Consider the following 18,711-nt stretch of genomic DNA (forward strand, 5'->3'; position numbering starts at 1 on the left):
TCCTCCAGGAGGCACCTTTCATGCCGCTCCACAAAGGTTCCCAGAAGCACCAAGAGCGCCCCATGTCCGTCAACCCGTTCTTCGGTGAGGCGAACCCGGTCGCCGGCATGGCCGAGGCCCCGCCCACGCACCGGCTGCCGGACGGCCCGCTGCCGCCCATGACCGCCTACCAGCTGGTGCACGACGAGCTGATGCTGGACGGCAACGCCCGGCTGAATCTGGCCACATTCGTCACCACCTGGATGGAGCCGCAGGCCGGCGTCCTGATGGCGGAGTGCGACGACAAGAACATGATCGACAAGGACGAGTACCCGCGCACCGCGGAGCTGGAGCGGCGCTGCGTGGCGATGCTCGCCGACCTGTGGAACGCGCCGGATCCGGCCAACACCATCGGCTGTTCGACGACCGGTTCCAGCGAGGCCTGCATGCTCGCCGGGATGGCGCTGAAGCGGCGCTGGGCGCAGCGCAACGCCGACCGCTATCCGGGCAGTGCCCGGCCGAACCTGATCATGGGCATCAACGTCCAGGTCTGCTGGGAGAAGTTCTGCAACTTCTGGGAGGTGGAGCCCCGGTTCGTGCCCATGGAGGGCGACCGCTACCACCTGGACGCGCAGGCCGCCGCCGACCTCTGCGACGAGAACACCATCGGGGTCGTCGCCATCCTCGGCTCCACCTTCGACGGGTCCTACGAGCCGGTCGCCGACCTCTGCGCGGCCCTGGACGCCCTCCAGGAGCGCACCGGGGTCGACGTCCCGGTCCATGTGGACGGCGCGTCCGGCGGGATGGTGGCGCCCTTCCTCGACCCGGACCTGGTGTGGGACTTCCGCCTCCCGCGCGTGGCGTCGATCAACACCTCGGGGCACAAGTACGGCCTGGTCTACCCCGGCGTCGGCTGGGCGCTGTGGCGGGACAAGGAGGCGCTGCCCGAGGAACTGGTCTTCCGGGTCAACTACCTGGGCGGCGACATGCCCACCTTCGCCCTCAACTTCTCCCGCCCCGGCGCCCAGGTGGTCGCGCAGTACTACACGTTCCTGCGGCTGGGCCGGGACGGCTACCGCGCGGTGCAGCAGGCGTCCCGGGACGTGGCGACCGGGCTCGCCGAACGCATCGAGGCGCTCGGCGACTTCCGGCTGCTGACGCGCGGCGACGAACTGCCCGTGTTCGCCTTCACCACCGCCGACCACGTGACGGCGTACGACGTCTTCGACGTGTCCCGGCGGCTGCGCGAGAACGGCTGGCTGGTGCCCGCGTACACCTTCCCGGCCGACCGGGAGGACCTGTCCGTGCTGCGGGTGGTGTGCCGCAACGGCTTCTCCAAGGACCTGGCCGACCTGTTCGTCGAGGACCTGACCCGGCTGCTGCCCGGACTGCGCCGGCAGCCGCATCCGCTGACCCACGACAAGGACGCGGCCACCAGCTTCCATCACTAGGGCCTGCCGTTCGGCCCCGGGAACTAGGCGCCCTGCTCCAGCGCCACCAGCTCGAAGGCCGTCTTCCCGTCCAGGGACTCGCGGACGATGTCGGCGTGGCCGGCGTGCCGGGCGGTCTCGCGGATCAGGTGGAGGCAGACCCAGCGCATGGAGACGCTGCCCTTCGGGAACCAGGGGGCCTCGGGGAGCGGGAAGGTGTCGTCGAGGCTGGGGACCGAGCGGATGAACTTCTCCGTCTCGGCGGCGACCTGCTCCCAGTGGGCGAGCTGCGAGGCCACCGTCTCGTCGCCGACCAGCTGGAAGGTCTCGTGCCAGTTCGACTGGTCGCGCACGATCGCCGGCGGCTCCTGCCTGGCGCGGGCGATCCAGCTCTGCTCGACCTCGGCGCAGTGCTTGAGCAGGCCCGCCAGGGACAGCTCGCTCGCGCTGGGTTTGCCCGACGCCTGCTCGTCGGTGAGGCCGAGCAGGGCCCGGCGGATGCCGCCGCGCTGCTCCTCGATGAAGGAGAGCAGTGCTCCGCGCTCGTCGCCCTGTGCTTCCGCGGGAACGTGAGTGACCATGACCGGCCGCCTTTCCTCAGGTCGTGTTTCCCTGACACGACCGAAGCTACGGGCCCTCTAGGACAGATCGCGTCCTAAAGGGCCCGGGGCGCCGAGCTGTTACGGAGGGCTTCTAGAACGGGAAGCCGCTGCGTCCGTGCTGCACCGAGATCCACTTCATCGTGGTGAAGGACTCCACGGTCGTCTCGCCGTTCAGACGGCCGATGCCGGAGTGCTTCTCACCGCCGAAGGGGACGAGCGGCTCGTCGTGCACGGTGGCGTCGTTGACGTGGAACATGCCGGTGTCGATCTGCTTGGCGAAGGCCACGCCCCGCTCGACGTCCCCGGTGTGAACCGCGCCGCTGAGGCCGTACGGGGTGTCGTTGACGATGCGTACGGCCTCCTCCTCGCCGTCGAAGGGGATGAGGAAGGCGACCGGGCCGAAGACCTCCTGGCGGAGCAGGTCGGAGTCGGCGGGGAGGCCGGTGAGGACCGAGGGCTCGACCAGGTTGTCGGTGGTGGTGCCGTGCACCAGGGCGGTGGCGCCCTCGGCGACGGCCTGCTCGACCGTGGCCGAAAGGGACTCCGCCTGCTGGGAGTTGATCACCGGGCCGATGATGGTCGCCGGGTCGCGCGGGTCGCCGGACTTGAGGGTCTTCACCTTGGCGACGAACTTCTCGGTGAACTCGTCCGCGATCGAGCGGTCGACCAGGACGCGGTTGGCGGCCATGCAGACCTGGCCCTGGTGGACGTACCGGCTGAAGACCGCCGCGTCGACCGCGTAGTCGATGTCGGCGTCGTCGAGGACCACGATCGCGCTGTTGCCGCCCAGTTCGAGCACCGAGCGCTTGAAGAGCGAGGCGCAGACGGTGGCCACGTGGCGGCCGACCTTGTCGGAGCCGGTGAAGGAGATGACCTTGGGGATCGGGTGCTCGATGAAGGCGTCGCCGATCTCCGCGATGTCGGTGACGACGACGTTGAGCAGGCCGCCCGGCAGACCCGCGTCCTCGAAGAGCTTCGCGACCAGGGTGCCGCCGACGATCGGGGTGTTCTGGTGCGGCTTGAGGACCACGCCGTTGCCGAGCGCGAGCGCCGGGGCGACCGACTTGATCGACAGCAGGAAGGGGAAGTTGAAGGGGCTGATCACGCCCACGACGCCGACGGGCACGCGGTAGAGGCGGTTCTCCTTGCCGTCCACCGGGGAGGGCAGGATCTTGCCCTCGGGGCGCAGCGCCCACTGGATCGACTCGCGCAGGAACTCCTTGGCGAGGTGCAGCTCGAAGCCGGCCTTGAGGTGGGTGCCGCCGAGCTCGGCGATGATCGCCTCGGTGATCTCCGCCTCGCGCTCCTCGATGAGGCGCAGCGCCTTCTCGAAGACGGCCCGGCGGGCGTAGGGGTTGGTGGCGGCCCACTTCTTCTGGGCGCGCGCGGCGGCCTGGTAGGCCTGATCTATCTCCTCGACCGCGGCTATCGTGATCGACGCGAGCTTCTCACCGTCGTACGGATTGAAGTCGATGATGTCCCAGGAACCGGTCCCCGGGCGCCACTCGCCGTCGATGTACTGCTGGGCCAGGTCGGTGAAGTACGACGACATGTGATCCCCAAATCACTAGCAGACATGATCAACATCACGGTCTGATCACGCGTCATCGTACTTGTGCCACAGGGGAGTTGGGGACAGAGAGCGAACTTCTGGGGAGAGCCCTAGGAAAGTTGGAGGAGGCCCCGGAGCAGGTCCCGGCTCTCGTCCGGTCCCGGGCTGTCCTGCTGGAGCTCCTTCAGGGCCTGCTCGTACTGGGCGACGTCCTCGCGTTTGTCCAGGTAGAGGGCGCTGGTGAGCTGCTCCAGGTAGACCACGTCGGAGAGGTCCGACTCCGGGAAGCTGAGCAGGGTGAAGGAGCCGCCCTCCCCGGAGTGCCCGCCGAAGCTGAACGGCATGATCTGCAGGCGCACGTTGGACCGCTCGGAGATCTCGACGAGGTGCTGGAGCTGACCGCGCATCACCTCGCGGTCGCCGTAGGGCCGGCGCAGGGCGGCCTCGTCGAGAACGATGTGGAAGTCGGGGGCGTTTTCGGACACCAGGTACTTCTGCCGCTCCATGCGCAGGGTGACCCGGCGCTCGACGTCGGCCTCGCTGGCCCCCTTCATACCGCGCCGCACCACGGCACGCGCGTAGGCCTCGGTCTGCAGCAGGCCGTGCACGAACTGCACCTCGTAGGCGCGGATCAGATGCGCCGCGCCCTCCAGGCCGACATAGGTGGGGAACCAGGTCGGCAGGACGTCCGAGTAACTGTGCCACCAGCCCGCCACGTTGGCCTCGCGGGCGAGGGACACGAGCTGCTCGCGCTCCGCCTCGTCGGTGATGCCGTACAGCGTCAGCAGGTCTTCCACGTCCCTGGTCTTGAAGCTCACTCGGCCCAGCTCCATGCGGCTGATCTTCGACTCGGAGGCACGGATCGAGTACCCCGCGGCCTCACGGGTGATGCCCCGGGCCTCGCGCAGTCGCCTGAGTTGCGAGCCGAGCAGCATGCGCCGCACCACCGATCCGGGCTCTCCCGCGCTCACGTTCGCCAGCCTCCCCAACCGTCTTCAGGGCCCGCAGTCTGCCACTAAAACACTTCGAGCAGTACTCGTCCGGTTACGGAAACGGAAAGCGGCCAAAGTTTAAGCACAGGAACTGGCAAGCAGGTAGTGAGCCAAGGACTGCAAGTTGGCGGAAAAAATGGCCAACAAGCGGTACGGGAGGGTCCAATTCGGTCGCGTGCACGTGCATCTGCCCTTGCATCTGCTGTGCGCATCCGAAACCATGGTCCCGCGCCACCGCTGCATCGCAACGACCGCGAATTCCCGGGAGTGCCTCGCATGGGGACGAATGGATCGACCATGCTCAAGCCATTACGGCAGGGCCTTCCGCCGCTCGACCCCGCGGCCGTGTCCAGCGCCGCCTCCTGCGCTCTGCCCGCCCGTTACGAAGCCGTGCGCGAAGCCCGTCGGTTCACCCGCAGAACCCTCGACCAGTGGGATGTCGGCGACCGCTTCGACGACGTCTGTCTCGTCGTCTCGGAACTCGTCACCAACGCCCTGCGGCACGCGGTGCCCGGCGAGACCGACTGCCTCGCCGCACCGCAGGCCCCGGCCGTGCGGCTGCACCTGATGCGGTGGACCGAGCGGCTGGTGTGCGCGGTGCGCGACCCGAGCCACGCGACCCCGGCCCCCCGCGACTCCGACGACTTCTCCGCCGAGTCGGGCCGCGGGCTGTTCCTGGTCGACTCCTTCAGCGACAGCTGGGGCTGGCACCCGCTGGCCGGCACCCTCAACGGCAAGGTCGTCTGGGCGCTGTTCCGGCTCCAGCCGGACGAGTAGCCGAACCCGGCATCGCGGGATGCCGGGTTTCTACGCGCGTTACCGAGCGTTCTACGACGATTGCCCGGAGTTGCCCCGGGAGCGACCCCGGCTCAGCTCGTGACCAGGTGGTCGAACTCGCCGTCCTTGACGCCGAGCAGCATCGCCTCTATCTCGGCGCGCGTGTAGACGAGCGCCGGCCCGTCCGGGAAGCGCGAGTTGCGGACCGCCACGTCGCCGCCCGGCAGCCGGGCGAACTCCACGCAGGAACCCTGCGAGTTGCTGTGCCTGCTCTTCTGCCAGGCCACTCCGTCCAGCTGCGTGGCAGCCATGCCGTTGTACACGTCAAACCCCCCGTACACGCCATCAACGTCGAGGTCCACAGGTCGCTCCCCGGTGGTGCACTAACTGGCTGATGTGACCATTGGTGCTCTGGTCAACTGACCCGGATCATAACCTTGTTCATGTGCAGATGCATGAGCAGATGCACGTGCACGCGGGGTGTTCCTGCGGTTACAGCTTTGACGTCCGCTTTACCGAACCCGTTCCAGCGTCTGCCCCAGAGCTGCGAAGACATGCGACCGCCAGCCCCCGTCCATGATCGTGCGCGCCATCATCTGCGCAGGATCGTCCGGATCGAATCCCTCGTGTACTAGGAACAGACGCGTACCGCGGCCCTCGTGTTCCAGCGTCCATGTGATGGTCCAGTGAGCGAGATTGGCCGGATCGGGATCGGACCACCGGACGGACAGCATCCGCTCCCGGTCGTAGGCGAGAACCTGCACGTCGACGACGCCGGAGAAGCGGGTGTTGGGACGCGGGACCGAGGTCATCCGGTACCGGTGACCCACCTCCAGCCGGAAGTTCTCCGCGCCCTGCATCTGCCACTGCACGAGCAGATCCGGCTCGGTGAGGGCGCGCCAGACCTTCGCGGGCGGATGCGGAAGGAACTGGTCCACGCGGATGGTGGTGAGGTCGTCATCGCTGGGGCCAGGGCCGGGCTCGGTCGTCATGACGGCTCATCGTCGGGCATGCGGTCGAGCAGCGCGCCGAGGCCCTTCAACCGGTCGCGCCAGAACCGCTCGTACGGGTGGAGCCAGTCCTGCAGGTCGGCGAGGGGGGCCGCCTCCAGGCGGTAGATGCGCTGCCGGCCGGAGCGCTGCTCGGAGACGAGGCCGGCCTCCCGGAGCACCCTGAGGTGTTCCGAGAGGCTGGGGCGGCGCATGTCGAAGTGGTCGGCCAGGGCCTGGACCGGCTGCGGCCCGCCGTCGCGCAGCAGCCGCAGCACCTCGCGGCGGGTGGCGTTGGCGAGCGCGGCGAAGACCTGGTCCTCGACGGCGCCGGTCGCGGTCATGCCGGGTCCTCCCCTATGGCCGGGCCCCTATGGCCGGGCCCCTATGGCCGGGCCTCCGTGAGCAGCATCAGACCGTTGCCGTCCGGGTCCCGGAAGGAGGCCATCCGGCCCCAGGGGAACGCGTCCGGGCCCTGTACGTCGGTGCCCGCCTCGGCGAGCCGCGCACAGTCGGCGTCGACATCGGTCGTCACCAACATGATCCCCCGAGCGGACCCGGGCTCGAAATCGCCCATCCCCGGACCGGACAGGGTGAACACGGTCTGCGCGCCCCTGGGGGCGACCTGGAGCCAGCGGCCGGGCGGCATCTCCAGGTCGGCGGTGACCTCGAAGCCGAGAACGTCCCGGTAGAAGCGCAGGGCGCGGTCCTGGTCGGTGACGGGGAGGGTGACGAAGGAGGCGTGGGTGATGTGCGTGGTCATGGGGACGAGAATAGGTAGGAACTTCCCTACCGGTCAAGCGTAGGGGAGTTCCTACCTATAGCCTCTATGGCCTCTATGGCCTCTATGGCTCGTGAGGTCTTCTAGCGGACAGGCCCGTACGGCAGCAGCGCCATCTCGCGGGCGTTCTTGATCGCCCGGGCCAGCAGCCGCTGCTGCTGCGCCGAGACGCGGGTGACCCGGCGGCCGCGGATCTTGCCGCGGTCCGAGAGGAACTTCCGCAGCAGGTCGGTGTCCTTGTAGTCGATGTACGTCACGCCCGCCCGGTCCAGCGGGTTCGGCCGGTTCGGCGTCGGCTTGCGGTCGGTCTTGCGGGGCATGGCGGGGTCAGACCTCCAGGAGGGTGTCGAAGGCGGGCGGCAGCCGCTTCCAGGCGGCTCGCCCGGCGGCGTACTCGGCGTCGGTCAACAGGCAGGACTCCAGGAGCCGTTCGAGCCCGTCGCGGTCGAGGCCGGGTGACGTGAAGACCAGGTGCTGGCAGCAGTCGCCGTGCTCCGGGTGCCAGTCGAGCGCCGCGGCGGCCCGGCGCACCGGCGGGACCATCTCCCAGGCCGCGTCCGGCAGGGAGGCGAGCCACGGCCCGGCGCTCTCCACGCAGAGGGCGCCGCCCGCCGCGTCCCAGTGCAGCAGCACATCGGGCTTGTCGGCGAGCCAGAACCGGCCCCGGCTGCGGGCGGCCGCGCAGGTCAGGTCCTCCAGGGCCGCGTACAGCCGCTCGGGGTGGAAGGGCCGCCTGCGGTGCCAGACCAGCGTGGACACCCCGTGGCTGTCGGCCTCGGCGGGCAGCAGGGCGCAGGCCGGGTGCTGGGCGGCGGCGGCCGCCTCCACGTCGAAGCCGGCGAGGGCGGCCCGGACCAGCGCGGCGCCGGGAGCGGGGCCCGCCGAGTCCCCGGGGTGGCCGCCCGGGAGGGGGACTCGGCGGGCGGTCGGGTGGAGCTGCGCGAGCAGCTCGTGGTCCTCGTCGTCGGCCTCCGGGGAGTCGAGGACGGCGAGGACCGGGGCGTACTCCAGCTGCCGGGCGAAGGTGTCGGCGACCGTGCGTTGGTCGGTGGCGGCCGCGGCGAGGCCGGTGTCGGCGAGGTCGTCGCCGTTGCCGAGGTACGGCAGCAGCAGGGCCGGGTCGACGGCGGTGATCACCCCGGTGACGGTGAGCCCGCCCGCGACGACCACCTCGGCCATCGCCTTGGGCTCGACGGAGTCCCACAGCTCGACGACGGCGAGCCGGGTACGGCCGTCGTCGGCGAGCCTGCGCAGCTCGGGCACCAGGTCCTCGCGCAGGGCACAGCAGGCGCAGTCGTTGACCAGGGGCGTCTCACCGGCGGCGAGGATCCCGCCGGCGTCCCGGACGGTCCGGACGACCGTGCCGGCGGCGGCCGTCGCGAGGTCGTGGTGGAGTACGACGCTGCCGGGGACGTCGGCGAGCAGCCGGGCGACGGCCCGCCTGCGGGCGTCGGCGTGCAGTCCGCCGACGAGCACGACGGGGAGCGGGGCGGCGGGACGCATCAGCCCTGCTTTCCGTACCGCCGCTCGAAGCGCTCGACGCGCCCGGCGGTGTCGAGCACGCGGGCGGTGCCGGTGTAGAAGGGGTGGCTGACGTTCGAGATCTCGACGTCGACGACCGGGTAGGTCCGGCCGTCCGCCCACTCGACCGTCTTCTCGCCGGTCATCGTCGAGCGGGTGAGGAAGGCGTGGCCCGCGGCCCGGTCACGGAACACGACGGGCCGGTACTCCGGGTGGATTCCCTTGCGCATGGCGGGGGTTCAGCGCTCCTCTCGGAAGTCGACGTGCCGGCCGGCGACCGGGTCGAACTTGCGCAGCGTCATACGGTCCGGATCGTTCCGGCGGTTCTTGCGGGTCACGTAGGTGTAGCCGGTCCCTGCGGTGGACCGGAGCCTGACGACCGGGCGGAGTTCGTTGCGTGCCATGGCTGCTATCTTACTGAAAATGAATCCCATTAGCGATAACTATTCCGAGGAGAGCTACGTCACCATGTCCGCGCACTGCATGCTGACCGGCGCCCAGCCCGGTTTCGGCAACCGCGTCTCCCACTCCCACCGGCGGACCTCCCGCCGCTTCGACCCGAACATCCAGACCAAGCGCTACTGGCTGCCGGGCGAGGGCCGCCACGTACGGCTGCGGCTCAGCGCCCGCGCCGTCAGGACGGTCGACGCGATCGGCGTGGAGGCGGCCGTGGCGCGCATCCGCGCGCGGGGCGTGAAGGTCTGAAGGGGGCGGGGCACCGATATGGCGAAGAAGAGCAAGATCGCGAAGAACGAGCGGCGGCGGCGGATCGTGGCGCGGTACGCCGCCCGGCGGGCCGAGCTGAAGGAGATCGTCCGGCGGCCGTCCTCGACGGCGGAGGAACGGCTCGCCGCCCGGCGTGAGCTGGACGGGCAGCCGCGCGACGCGAGCGCCACGCGCGTGCGCAACCGCGACCAGGTGGACGGCCGGCCGCGCGGTTACTTCCGCGCGTTCGGCCTGTCCCGGGTGAATCTGCGGGACCAGGCCCACAGCGGATACCTACCCGGCGTACGCAAGTCCTCTTGGTGAGTCCTGGTAGCTTGCGGCTGTCGTCCGGGCAGCCGGGCGGCCGACCCCCTAGAACCCGGGAGCGTTGCGGTGACCACGGCTACGGCGAGTACGGCTACGACGCCTGCGGAGACGGCTCCGGCTACGGCCACGGCCTCTTCCGCATCGGCTCCTTCCGCTTCCGTTTCCTCCGTACCGGCGTCCGCGCGGCCGGTCGTGCGGATCGCGGCCGCCGCCGCGGGGCTGGTGGGCGCGCTCGCGCTGACCGCGTGCAGCGGCGGTGGCGATTCCGGCGGCGACTCCTCGGCCACGCCGTCGGGCACGTCGTCGGCCGCGGCGAGCGCCACGGCCGGTTCGGACAGCGCCACGGCCTCGTCCGACGCGCTGCAGGGCAGCTGGATCACCACCAGCGGCGGCAAGATCGTCGCCCTGGTGGTCACCGGGAAGTCCGCGGGGCTCTTCGAGACCGGCGGGGCCGTGTGCAGCGGGAGCGCGGGCGAGGAGGCCGGGATGCGGATGATCCACCTCACCTGCACGGACGGCAGCAAGGGCCGGGGCACCGGAATGGTCGACTCCGTCAGCAAGAGCAGTATGAAGGTCACCTGGTCGGGGAAGACCGGCGAGGAGACCTACACCAAGGCCGAGGGCGGCAAGCTGCCGTCGGGGCTGCCGACGGCGAGCCTTGGTCAGTAGGGCCGGATCCGGCCGGGCGGCGCGGGTGCCGGCCGCCGTCACGGGCGGGGCGAACACACCCCGAACGGGTCAAGGACGGGGGCGGGCGAGCGGGAGCCGGGCGGGGGCGTGATGATGCTGGGACACCGTCACGACCTCGATGGGGATCTGCACATGCGCGTCATTCCGCTCACCGTCACGGCCCTCGCCGCCGCCCTCGCCCTCACCGCCTGCGACAGCGGCGGCTCCGGGTCCAGCAGCAAGAACAGCTCCGCCTGCGAGATCGGCAAGGTCTCCGTCCAGGTGGGCTCCGCGAGCGTCGCACCGGCCGCCGGGGACACCGGTGAGGTGCCGGTGAGCCTCACCAACCAGAGCGCGCCGTGCACGCTGGACGGGTTCGCCGGGGTGACGCTCAAGGCGGGCGGCACCTCCGCGTCGCTCTCCTCGCTGTCCGGCGCGAAGAACCAGAAGCTCAAGCTGGCCAAGGGCGACTCCGCGACGTTCTCGATCAGCTACGTGCGGGGCAAGGACGGCGACGCGGCGAGCCTCGCGGCCACGTCGATGGAGGTGTCCCTGCCGGGCAGCGACGCCACCCAGAGCTTCCCGTGGAAGTACGGGGCAGTGGCGGGCAAGGGGTCGGCGACGAAGCCGAACGCGACGGTGGGCGCGTTCCAGCAGGCGGGGGACTGACGGCGGAACGCCGGCCGACTGCAGAGCGGCCGCTTCGGCCGGGCGCCGGCCGGGTGCCGGCCGGGTGCCGGCCGGGTGCCGGCCGGGTGCCGGCCGGGTGCCGGCGGAGGCTGGGCGCCGGTGAGGGCCGGGCGCCGGTGAGGGCCGGGCGCCGGTGGAGGCCGACTGCCGGTGGAAGCCGGGCGCCGGTGGAAGCCGAGCGCCGGTGGAAGCCGAGCGCCTGTCAGGGCCAGCCGCCGGTGAAAGCCGGCCGCCGGTGAAAGCCGGCCGCCGGTGGAAGCCGAGCGTCGGTGAGGGCGAGCCTCCGGTGAGGGCTGGGCGCGCGGTTTTCCGCGCTCGCGGCGGGGTGGCTCACGCCTCCGGCAGGCCGTGGGTGCGCCTGAGCTGACGGGTCGCGTGCGGGGTGGTCAGGGAAGCTGGGAGCGCGAGCGTACCTGTGCTTGATCCGCTGCGCGCGTTCCCTCCGTCCAGCCCGCCTCGTCGGTCACGCCGCGCAGCCGGGTCGTGGTCGTCTCCGGGAACATCCGCTCCATACGGTCGGCGACGGCCGTCTCTCTGCCGGCGAGGACCGGGAGCAGGTCCACGGCGGTCCCGGTCCCGGTCTCGGCCACGGCCGACTCCGCCGCGGCGGCCAGCCGGTCGCCGACGCGGTGGGCGTAGGCCGCCAGGAAGGACTGGCGGAAGGTCTTGGTGCGTTTGCGGCCGCCCGCCCGCTGGGTGGCCTCCGCCTTCGTCATCGCGTGCGTGGCCTGCACCAGCAGCGAGGTGTAGAGCAGTTCGACCGCCTCCAGGTCCGCCGCGAAGCCGACGACCGTGGAGAAGGAGAACGGCTCGTTCCACACCGCGCGGCAGTGGTTGGCCGTGGCGACCGCGTCCAGCAGCACCGCCTTGGCCTGCTCGTACGGCGGTTCCACGCCGATCCGGCAGGCGCCGGGCGCGTCCGGGGCGGGCGCCCCCGCGGCGAGCAGCGCCTCGTCGACGCTGTGCCGGGCCATCAGCTCCTGGGCCTTCGCGCTGAGCGCCTCCGCCTCCTCCGGGTAGCCGGTCGCCTCCGCCTTGGCGAGCAGCGCGCGGATCCGGGTGAGCATGCGGGACTCGGGCCGGGCCGCGTCCGCGCGGGACCCGCTACCTGGCCCGGCGGCCGGTCCGGCACCGGGCTCGTCTAGGGGGTCCAGCGCGGGCAGCCGCAGCAGCAGCCGGTACAGCTCCAGGACGGCGGTGGCTCGCGAGAAACGGTCGCCCACGCGCGCGTCGCCGTCCGGCAGCGCGTCGAGCTGGGCCCGCCAGCGCGGGCCGCGCGGCCGGTCGTCCGGCATCTGTGCCCGGATCAGCCCGGCGGCGAGGCGGACGTGCGCGTCCTCCAGCTCGCGCCGCACCAGCCGTACGACGTCGGCGGGCTGCCAGCCGCGCCGCCAGGCCGCCGCGACGAAGTCCCGGCCCCGGCGCGCCAGTTCCGCGTCCGCGCCGGAGTCGGCCGCGAGGAGGGACGCGCCCGTGTCGAGGCCGGAGTCGGTGTCGTCGTACAGGGCGGTACGGAAGGCTCGGTCGACGGTGCTGGGCTCACTGCTGGTCACCCGTCGATCGTGCCATGCGGCACCGACGGCCCGCGGCGGCCGTCCACACCCTGTGGACAGCCCCCGGCGGCGGCCCCCCGCCGAGACTGTCAACCGACGGTTGACACCCCTAGCATGTCAACCTAAGGTTGACACATGGCTACCGACCAGAACATCACGGCATCCGTGCGCCTCGACGATCTGATCGCGGCGATCAAGAAGGTGCACCCGGAACCCCTCGACCAGCTCCAGGACGCGGTGATCGCCGCCGACCACCTGGGCGACGTGGCCGACCATCTCATCGGGCACTTCGTCGACCAGGCCCGGCGCTCGGGCGCCTCCTGGACCGACATCGGCAAGAGCATGGGCGTCACCCGGCAGGCGGCACAGAAGCGGTTCGTGCCGAAGGAGTCCGCCGACCTCGACCCCAGCCAGGGCTTCGACCGCTACACCCCGCGCGCCCGGAACGTGGTCATGGCAGCCCACAACGAGGCCGTCGCGGCGCGCAACGCGGAGGGCCGCCCCGAGCACCTGGTCCTCGGGCTGCTCGCCGAGCCGGAGGGCATCGCGGCGAAGGCGATCCTCACGCAGGGCGTACTGCTGGACACCGTCCGCCAGACGGCGACGGCCGCGCTGCCGCCCGCCGTAGAGGACGCCCCCGACCTCGTCCCGTACGGCCCGGAGGCCAAGAAGGCCCTCGAACTCACCTTCCGCGAGGCCCTGCGCCTCGGCCACAACTACATCGGCACCGAACACCTGCTGCTGGCCCTCCTCGAACACGAGAACGGCACGGGCGTCCTCAGCGGCCTCGGCATCACCAAGCCGGCGACCGAGGAGTACATCGCCAAGGTGCTGGGGTTGTTGCGGGAACAGCAGCAGGCGGCGACGGGCGAAGCGGAGCGGGGCGAAGCCGGCTGAAAAACCTCCCGGACCGTCGAATCCGCAGGTCAGAGCGATTGTCAGTGCTGCCTGCCACACTCGCAGCATGACCGACCGGTGGGCTCTCGCTCCGGCCGAGGACGGTGGCGTGGATGTCGCCCCCCTCGGTCCGGACGGGCTGCCCGCCGGGCCGGTGCGGCGGGAGCCCGATCTCGCCGGGGCGGTCAGGGGCCGCCCGGAGGTCACACGCTGGGTGTGGCGGTCGACCGCCGAGGTCTACCCGCGCCTGCTCGCCACGGGGGTGCGAGTGGAGCGGTGCTACGACATCGAGGACGCCGAGACACTTCTGCTGGGCCACGAGGGACGGTCCGGTGAGCCGCGTTCGGCCGCCGCCGCCCTGGCCCGCCTCCAGGGCGGCCCCGTACCGCCCGACCCGCCGCAGCGCTCGGCCGAACCGGGCGCGCAGTCCCCGCTGTTCGAGCCGGAGGGCACCGCCCGCCTCACGCTCGACGAACTCCTCGTGGTCTACGCCGAGCAGCAGCGCCGGCACGACCGGGCCGAACACCCCGACCGGATGCGGCTGCTGACCGCCGCCGAGTCGGCGGGGATGCTGATCGCCGCCGAGATGAACCGCGCGGGCCTGCCCTGGAGCGCCGAGGTGCACCGCGAGGTGCTGCGCGAACTGCTCGGCGAGCGGTACGCGGGCGGCGGCGAACCGCGCCGGCTGGCCGAGCTGGCGGACGAGGTCTCGGCCGCCTTCGGCCGGCGGGTGCGCCCGGACCTGCCCGCCGATGTGGTCAAGGCCTTCGCCCAGGCCGGGATCAAGGTGAGGTCCACCCGCCGCTGGGAGATCTCGTCCGTCGACCACCCGGCGGTGAAACCGCTCCTGGAGTACAAGAAGCTGTACCGGATCTGGGTGGCGCACGGCTGGACCTGGCTGCAGGACTGGGTGCGGGACGGCCGCTTCCGGCCCGAGTTCCACGCGGGCGGCACGGTCACCGGGCGCTGGGTGACCAACGGCGGGGGCGCACTGCAGATCCCCAAGGTGATCCGGCGGGCCGCGGTCGCCGACCCCGGCTGGCGGCTGGTCGTCGCCGACGCCGACCAGATGGAGCCCCGGGTGCTGGCGGCCATCTCCCGCGACCCCGGGCTGATGGAGGTCGCCGGGCGGGAGACCGACCTGTACCAGTCCGTCTCCGACCGCGCCTTCTCCGGTGACCGCCAGCAGGCCAAGATCGCCGTCCTCGGCGCGGTCTACGGCCAGACCTCCGGCGACGGACTGAAGAACCTGGCCGCGCTCAGACGCCGCTTCCCCAAGGCGGTGGCCTATGTCGACGACGCGGCACGGGAGGGCGAGGAGGGCCGGCTGGTGCGCACCTGGCTGGGCCGGACCTGCCCGCCGGCTGCTGGTGCGGGCGACGGCGCGGAGGAGGCTGGCATGCCCCAGGAGGAGGCGGAGGAGCAGCCCGCCGACGGCTGGGTGCCGGGGTACGCCTCCACCAACTCCCGTGCCCGGGGCCGCTTCGCGCGCAACTTCGTCGTCCAGGGCAGCGCCGCCGACTGGGCCCTGCTGATGCTCGCCGCGCTGCGCCGGACCTGCGCGGACCTGGCGGCGGAACTGGTCTTCTTCCAGCACGACGAGGTGATCGTGCACTGTCCCGAGGAGGAGACCGAGAGGGTCGTGGCGGCGATCCGGGAGGCGGCCGACCTGGCCGGACGGCTGACGTTCGGCGAGACACCGGTCAGATTCCCGTTCACGACGGCGGTGGTGGAGTGCTATGCCGACGCGAAGTGACCGGTCGCCGAGTGACCGGTCACCGGGTGATCAGTCACCGAGTGATCAGTCACCGAGTGATCAGTCGCCGGGTGCCAGCAGCTCGCGCAGCTCCGCGAGGACGTCCGGCTCGTCCGTGCCGTCCAGGGCGGCCAGGGCCGCGCGCCAGACCTCGTGCGCCTCGCCCGTGCGCCCCTGTTCGCGCAGGAGCAGACCGAGCTGGTGGCGGGCGAGACCGCCGCTGTAGCGGTCGGCGCGGGCGTCCGCCCGGTGCAGCAGCTCCGTGCACTCGTGGTGGGCGCGGTCGGTGCGGCCGAGGCCGCGCAGCGCGCGGACCAGGCCGAGCCGGGTCTGGGACTCGCCGTGCCAGTCGCCGTGCCGGCCGAGGGTGCGCAGGCTCTCCTCGAAGTGCGTGGCGGCCGCGGCCGGTTCGCCGAGGGTGAGATGGGCGTAGCCGATGTTGCAGTGCGCCGAGTGCTGCAGGATGACGGCGCCGATCGTGTCCCCGATCGCCAGGGAGCGCCGGTGCTGCTCGATGGCGGCGCGCGGATCGGTGTGCTCGTAGAGGTTGCCGAGGTGGCTGTGGGTGACGGCCTCGCCGTAGGGGTCGTTCAGCTGCCGGGAGTACGCCAGGCTCTGCCGCAGCGCCTCCCCCGACTCCTCGTACCGGCCGAGCCCCTCCAGCAGCAGCCCCCGGTTGTTCAGGCTGCGCCGGATCCAGGACGTCACGTCCAGCCGCCGCCAGAGGACGAGCGCCCGGTCGGTCAGGGCGAGGGCCTCGCGCTGGCGGCCGGTCAGGAAGCGCAGTCCGGCGAGGTCGCCCAGGGCGTAGGCCTCGGCGGGCTCGTCCCCGAGCCGGCGGGCGGCGGCCAGGGCGGCCGTGCCGAGCACCTCCATCTCGGCGACCCGGCCACCGCGCAGGACGTAGGGGAAGAGGAGCCGGACGAGGGTGGACAGGTACGCGCTGATCCGGGGATCGGCCGTGTCGGCGTACCGCCCCACCAGGGCGACGATGTTCTCCAGCTCCAGATCACCCCAGGCGAAGGCGTGTTCGGCGCACTCGAAGGGCGGCAGAGTGGCGACGTACGGCTGGTGTTCGGGGGGCTGGGCGGTGGTGGGACGGCGGCGGTCGCCCTGGTCGAGGCCGGGTTCGAGGATCGCGACAAGGGCGAGTTCGGCGACGGCGGCGAACCAGCGCAGGGCGGTCAGGGCGGCCTCGGCGCGGTCGGCGCCCCCGGCCCCGGCCAGCTCCCGCGCGAAGTCCCGCACCAGGTCGTGCGGGGCGTAGCGGCCGTACGCGGTCTCCTCCAGCAGGGCCACGTCGACCAGCCGGTCCAGGGCGGCCTCGGCGCGGCGCGGGTCGGTGCCGGCGAGCCGGGCGATCAACGGGGCGCCGTAGGTGGGCAGTTCGAGGGCGCCGAGGTGGCGCAGGGCGTCGGCGGCGTCGCGGTCGGATGCGCGGCCGGCGACCGCGAGGGCGTCATGGGCGACGGCCAGGGAGCGCCGGACGCTCAGGTCGTCGTATTCGAGGTGGTGCAGCCTGCCCTCGGTGGCGGCCAGCTGCCCGGCCAGCGTCTCGGGGGTGAGGGCGCGGCGGGCGGCCAGCCGGGCGGCGACCACACGCAGGGCGAGCGGGAGCCGGCCGGTGAGGCCGACGAGCGGGTGACCGGCGTCGATCTCCTCCCGTCCGCTGACCGCGCGCAGCAGCGCGGCGCTTTCCTCGCCGGTCAGCGGCCCCAGCGGCAGCCGGCGGGCGCCGTCGAGGGCGGTGAGCGGCGACCGGCTGGTGACGATCACCGCGCAGCCGGGGCCGCCCGGGAGCAGCGGCCGTACCTGGGCGGCACTCGCGGCGTCGTCGAGCAGCAGCAGGGTGCGGGTCGGGGCGAGCAGGGAGCGCAGCAACGCCGTGGCCGCGTCCGGGTGTTCGGGGATGTGCCGGGGGTCGGCGCCGAGGTCCCGCAGCAGCGCGGCGAGCGCCTGGGCGGGGGCGAGCGGGGGCACGCCCGGGGTGGCGCCGTGCAGGTTGACGTAGAGCTGCCCGTCGGGGAAACGTTCCCGCAGCTGATGGGCGACCTCCAGGGCGAGCGCACTCTTGCCGACCCCGGCCATACCGCTGACCACGGCCACGGCGGGGGCGGGGGCGGAAGCCGCCGGGGCGAGGGCGCGGCCCAGTTCCTCACGGACGGCGGTACGGCCGGTGAAGTGGGCTGGCGGTGGCGGTAGTTGGGCGGGACGGGGGGCGGGGGACTCGCCGCGCGTAGATCCGGGACCGACGGGTCGCTCTGCGGCCGGGGTGGACTCCACAGAACCATCGGCGTCCTCGGCTTCCGGCGGACGCCCGGTCGAAGCGCCCCGCAGGGGCGCGGGGAACTGCGCGCCCAGCCCCCGCTCACCCGCACCCGCCGCTTCGTCCGACACCCCCTCCCCCATCGCGTCCCCCACCGCGTCGCCCACCGCACCGCTCCCCCGCAGCACCTCCACATGAGCCTCGCGCACCGCCGCCCCCGGCTCGATGCCCAGCTCCTCCCGCAGGCGGTCCCGCAGGTCGCGGTGGACCGCGAGGGCCTCGGCCTGCCGCCCCGTGCGGTGCAGGGCGAGCATCAGCTGGCGGTGGTAGGCCTCACGGAACGGGTACTCCGCGACGAGCGCCGCCAACTCCGGTACGACACCGCCCGGTCGGGGCCCGCCGAGGGCGAGCTCCGCGTCGTAGCGCCACTCCAGCAGGGACAGCCGGGCCTCCTCCAGGCGCTGGACGAAGGCGAGGCCGCCGAAGTCGGCGGGCAGGCCGCCGAGCGGGACACCCCGCCAGAGCGCGAGCGCCCCGGCGCAGGCGCGCAGCACCGGCGCCCACTCCCTTCGCCCGTGCGCCGCGCGCGCCTCCGTCACCCGGGCGTCGAAGACGTCGACGTCCAGCTCACCGTCGTCGACACGCAGCAGGTATCCGGGCGGGACGGCCCGCAGCCGTTCCGGGTCGTCGAGGAGCCGGCGCAGCCGGGTGACGTGGTTGTGCAGCGAGGCCTGCGCGGACACCGGGGGCGCGCCGCCCCACAGCGCGTCCTTGAGCGAGTCGACGGGGACCACCCGCCCGGCCTCCAGGAGCAGCGCGGCCAGCAGCGCGCGCACCTTGGGGCTGCCGATGGGCCGGACCTCGCCCCCGGCGGGGTACAGCACCGGAGGTCCCAGCAGTCCGAACCGCAGCTCGTACCGCCGCATCACTCCGCCCATCGCCTTCCCGCACAGCGGGGGTGTGCCCGCAGGTCCCTGGTGCCTGGTGCCTGGTGCCTGGTCCCTAATTCCTGGTTCCTGGCGGGATCCCGTCCGTCGGGGACGACTTCCCGCCATCTTCTCCGTGCCGGTCGGAGCCGGAATCCGCTGGGTTTCCGGCCTGTCCCCGGAGCCGTACGGCGGCTTCACGCCAACCGGTCGGCGGCCTCCGGGGGAACCACTGGCCACATGTTAGCGATCCGTTGGCGAGCCTTGATGTGATCTTCGCATCGGATCGGGCCCGACGG

At 72.3% G+C, this 18,711-nt stretch carries 21 protein-coding genes; 8 read left to right on the forward strand and 13 right to left on the reverse strand.

Translation table 11 applies throughout. The features are described from left to right. Positions 1-20: 20 nt before the first annotated feature. Positions 21-1,430 carry a glutamate decarboxylase gene (locus ACGFZS_RS06705; RefSeq protein ID WP_393794174.1) on the forward strand — a complete coding sequence of 470 codons (1,410 nt, stop codon included), beginning with the start codon at positions 21-23 and terminating at the stop codon, positions 1,428-1,430. A 23-nt stretch (positions 1,431-1,453) separates the two neighbouring features. Here ACGFZS_RS06705 and ACGFZS_RS06710 read toward each other — a convergent pair whose 3' ends face one another. From ACGFZS_RS06710 to ACGFZS_RS06720, 3 genes are all read right to left on the reverse strand, one after another. Beyond that, positions 1,454-1,990, reverse strand: a complete 537-nt coding sequence (locus ACGFZS_RS06710) for a DinB family protein (RefSeq protein ID WP_393794175.1) — start codon at positions 1,988-1,990, stop codon at positions 1,454-1,456. Between the two features lie 112 nt (positions 1,991-2,102). Beyond that, positions 2,103-3,563, reverse strand: coding sequence for an aldehyde dehydrogenase family protein (locus ACGFZS_RS06715; RefSeq protein WP_393794176.1), 1,461 nt, complete (start codon positions 3,561-3,563; stop codon positions 2,103-2,105). A gap of 110 nt (positions 3,564-3,673) precedes the next feature. Then, on the reverse strand, positions 3,674-4,498 hold the full coding sequence (locus tag ACGFZS_RS06720) for a helix-turn-helix transcriptional regulator (protein WP_359206852.1): 825 nt from the start codon (positions 4,496-4,498) through the stop codon (positions 3,674-3,676). Between the two features lie 354 nt (positions 4,499-4,852). On the opposite strand from ACGFZS_RS06720, the gene ACGFZS_RS06725 reads away from it, so the two are divergent. Continuing rightward, positions 4,853-5,332, forward strand: coding sequence for an ATP-binding protein (locus tag ACGFZS_RS06725; RefSeq protein WP_365679786.1), 480 nt, complete (start codon positions 4,853-4,855; stop codon positions 5,330-5,332). Between the two features lie 92 nt (positions 5,333-5,424). Here ACGFZS_RS06725 and ACGFZS_RS06730 read toward each other — a convergent pair whose 3' ends face one another. From ACGFZS_RS06730 to rpmG, 8 genes are all read right to left on the reverse strand, one after another. Further along, a complete protein-coding gene (locus ACGFZS_RS06730) occupies positions 5,425-5,694 on the reverse strand; it encodes a DUF397 domain-containing protein (protein WP_393537191.1) in 270 nt (89 codons plus the stop codon). A gap of 150 nt (positions 5,695-5,844) precedes the next feature. Continuing rightward, positions 5,845-6,324 carry an SRPBCC domain-containing protein gene (locus tag ACGFZS_RS06735; RefSeq protein WP_365679783.1) on the reverse strand — a complete coding sequence of 160 codons (480 nt, stop codon included), beginning with the start codon at positions 6,322-6,324 and terminating at the stop codon, positions 5,845-5,847. After that, entirely contained in the window at positions 6,321-6,665 is a 345-nt protein-coding gene (locus ACGFZS_RS06740) for an ArsR/SmtB family transcription factor (RefSeq protein ID WP_393660065.1), read from the reverse strand. Before ACGFZS_RS06740 ends, ACGFZS_RS06735 begins: the two co-directional genes overlap by 4 nt. Positions 6,666-6,706: 41 nt before the next feature. Next, entirely contained in the window at positions 6,707-7,084 is a 378-nt protein-coding gene (locus tag ACGFZS_RS06745; protein ID WP_365679779.1) for a VOC family protein, read from the reverse strand. A gap of 101 nt (positions 7,085-7,185) precedes the next feature. Continuing rightward, on the reverse strand, positions 7,186-7,422 hold the full coding sequence (gene rpsR, locus ACGFZS_RS06750) for a 30S ribosomal protein S18 (RefSeq protein WP_355727064.1): 237 nt from the start codon (positions 7,420-7,422) through the stop codon (positions 7,186-7,188). Positions 7,423-7,429: 7 nt separating this feature from the next. Continuing rightward, the gene (locus tag ACGFZS_RS06755; RefSeq protein ID WP_393794177.1) at positions 7,430-8,605 is read right to left on the reverse strand and encodes a CobW family GTP-binding protein; all 1,176 of its coding nucleotides are present in this window, start codon (positions 8,603-8,605) and stop codon (positions 7,430-7,432) included. After that, positions 8,605-8,853 (reverse strand): type B 50S ribosomal protein L31, encoded by a 249-nt coding sequence (locus tag ACGFZS_RS06760; RefSeq protein WP_393794178.1) that lies wholly within the window; start codon positions 8,851-8,853, stop codon positions 8,605-8,607. Before ACGFZS_RS06760 ends, ACGFZS_RS06755 begins: the two co-directional genes overlap by 1 nt. A gap of 9 nt (positions 8,854-8,862) precedes the next feature. Further along, on the reverse strand, positions 8,863-9,027 hold the full coding sequence (gene rpmG, locus ACGFZS_RS06765) for a 50S ribosomal protein L33 (protein ID WP_355727060.1): 165 nt from the start codon (positions 9,025-9,027) through the stop codon (positions 8,863-8,865). A 64-nt stretch (positions 9,028-9,091) separates the two neighbouring features. Here rpmG and rpmB point away from each other — a divergent pair, with 64 nt between their 5' ends. From rpmB to ACGFZS_RS06785, 4 genes are all read left to right on the forward strand, one after another. Beyond that, positions 9,092-9,328 carry a 50S ribosomal protein L28 gene (gene rpmB / locus ACGFZS_RS06770; RefSeq protein ID WP_359206081.1) on the forward strand — a complete coding sequence of 79 codons (237 nt, stop codon included), beginning with the start codon at positions 9,092-9,094 and terminating at the stop codon, positions 9,326-9,328. Between the two features lie 18 nt (positions 9,329-9,346). Beyond that, positions 9,347-9,652 (forward strand): 30S ribosomal protein S14, encoded by a 306-nt coding sequence (gene rpsN, locus ACGFZS_RS06775; protein ID WP_393794179.1) that lies wholly within the window; start codon positions 9,347-9,349, stop codon positions 9,650-9,652. 195 nt (positions 9,653-9,847) lie between these two features. Further along, positions 9,848-10,324, forward strand: a complete 477-nt coding sequence (locus ACGFZS_RS06780; RefSeq protein WP_393794180.1) for a hypothetical protein — start codon at positions 9,848-9,850, stop codon at positions 10,322-10,324. 153 nt (positions 10,325-10,477) lie between these two features. Next, positions 10,478-10,993 carry a DUF4232 domain-containing protein gene (locus tag ACGFZS_RS06785; protein WP_393794181.1) on the forward strand — a complete coding sequence of 172 codons (516 nt, stop codon included), beginning with the start codon at positions 10,478-10,480 and terminating at the stop codon, positions 10,991-10,993. Between the two features lie 407 nt (positions 10,994-11,400). On the opposite strand, the gene ACGFZS_RS06790 is transcribed toward ACGFZS_RS06785, so the two are convergent. Continuing rightward, the gene (locus ACGFZS_RS06790; protein ID WP_393794182.1) at positions 11,401-12,567 is read right to left on the reverse strand and encodes a DUF2786 domain-containing protein; all 1,167 of its coding nucleotides are present in this window, start codon (positions 12,565-12,567) and stop codon (positions 11,401-11,403) included. Positions 12,568-12,702: 135 nt separating this feature from the next. Here ACGFZS_RS06790 and ACGFZS_RS06795 point away from each other — a divergent pair, with 135 nt between their 5' ends. Then, positions 12,703-13,464, forward strand: coding sequence for a Clp protease N-terminal domain-containing protein (locus ACGFZS_RS06795; protein ID WP_393794183.1), 762 nt, complete (start codon positions 12,703-12,705; stop codon positions 13,462-13,464). Positions 13,465-13,531: 67 nt separating this feature from the next. Beyond that, on the forward strand, positions 13,532-15,220 hold the full coding sequence (locus ACGFZS_RS06800) for a bifunctional 3'-5' exonuclease/DNA polymerase (RefSeq protein WP_393794184.1): 1,689 nt from the start codon (positions 13,532-13,534) through the stop codon (positions 15,218-15,220). Between the two features lie 60 nt (positions 15,221-15,280). On the opposite strand, the gene ACGFZS_RS06805 is transcribed toward ACGFZS_RS06800, so the two are convergent. Continuing rightward, the gene (locus ACGFZS_RS06805; protein ID WP_393794185.1) at positions 15,281-18,424 is read right to left on the reverse strand and encodes a BTAD domain-containing putative transcriptional regulator; all 3,144 of its coding nucleotides are present in this window, start codon (positions 18,422-18,424) and stop codon (positions 15,281-15,283) included. Positions 18,425-18,711: the final 287 nt, after the last annotated feature.

Origin of the sequence: Streptomyces sp. NPDC048288, from assembly GCF_043201555.1 — a bacterium.
GTDB lineage: Bacteria > Actinomycetota > Actinomycetes > Streptomycetales > Streptomycetaceae > Streptomyces.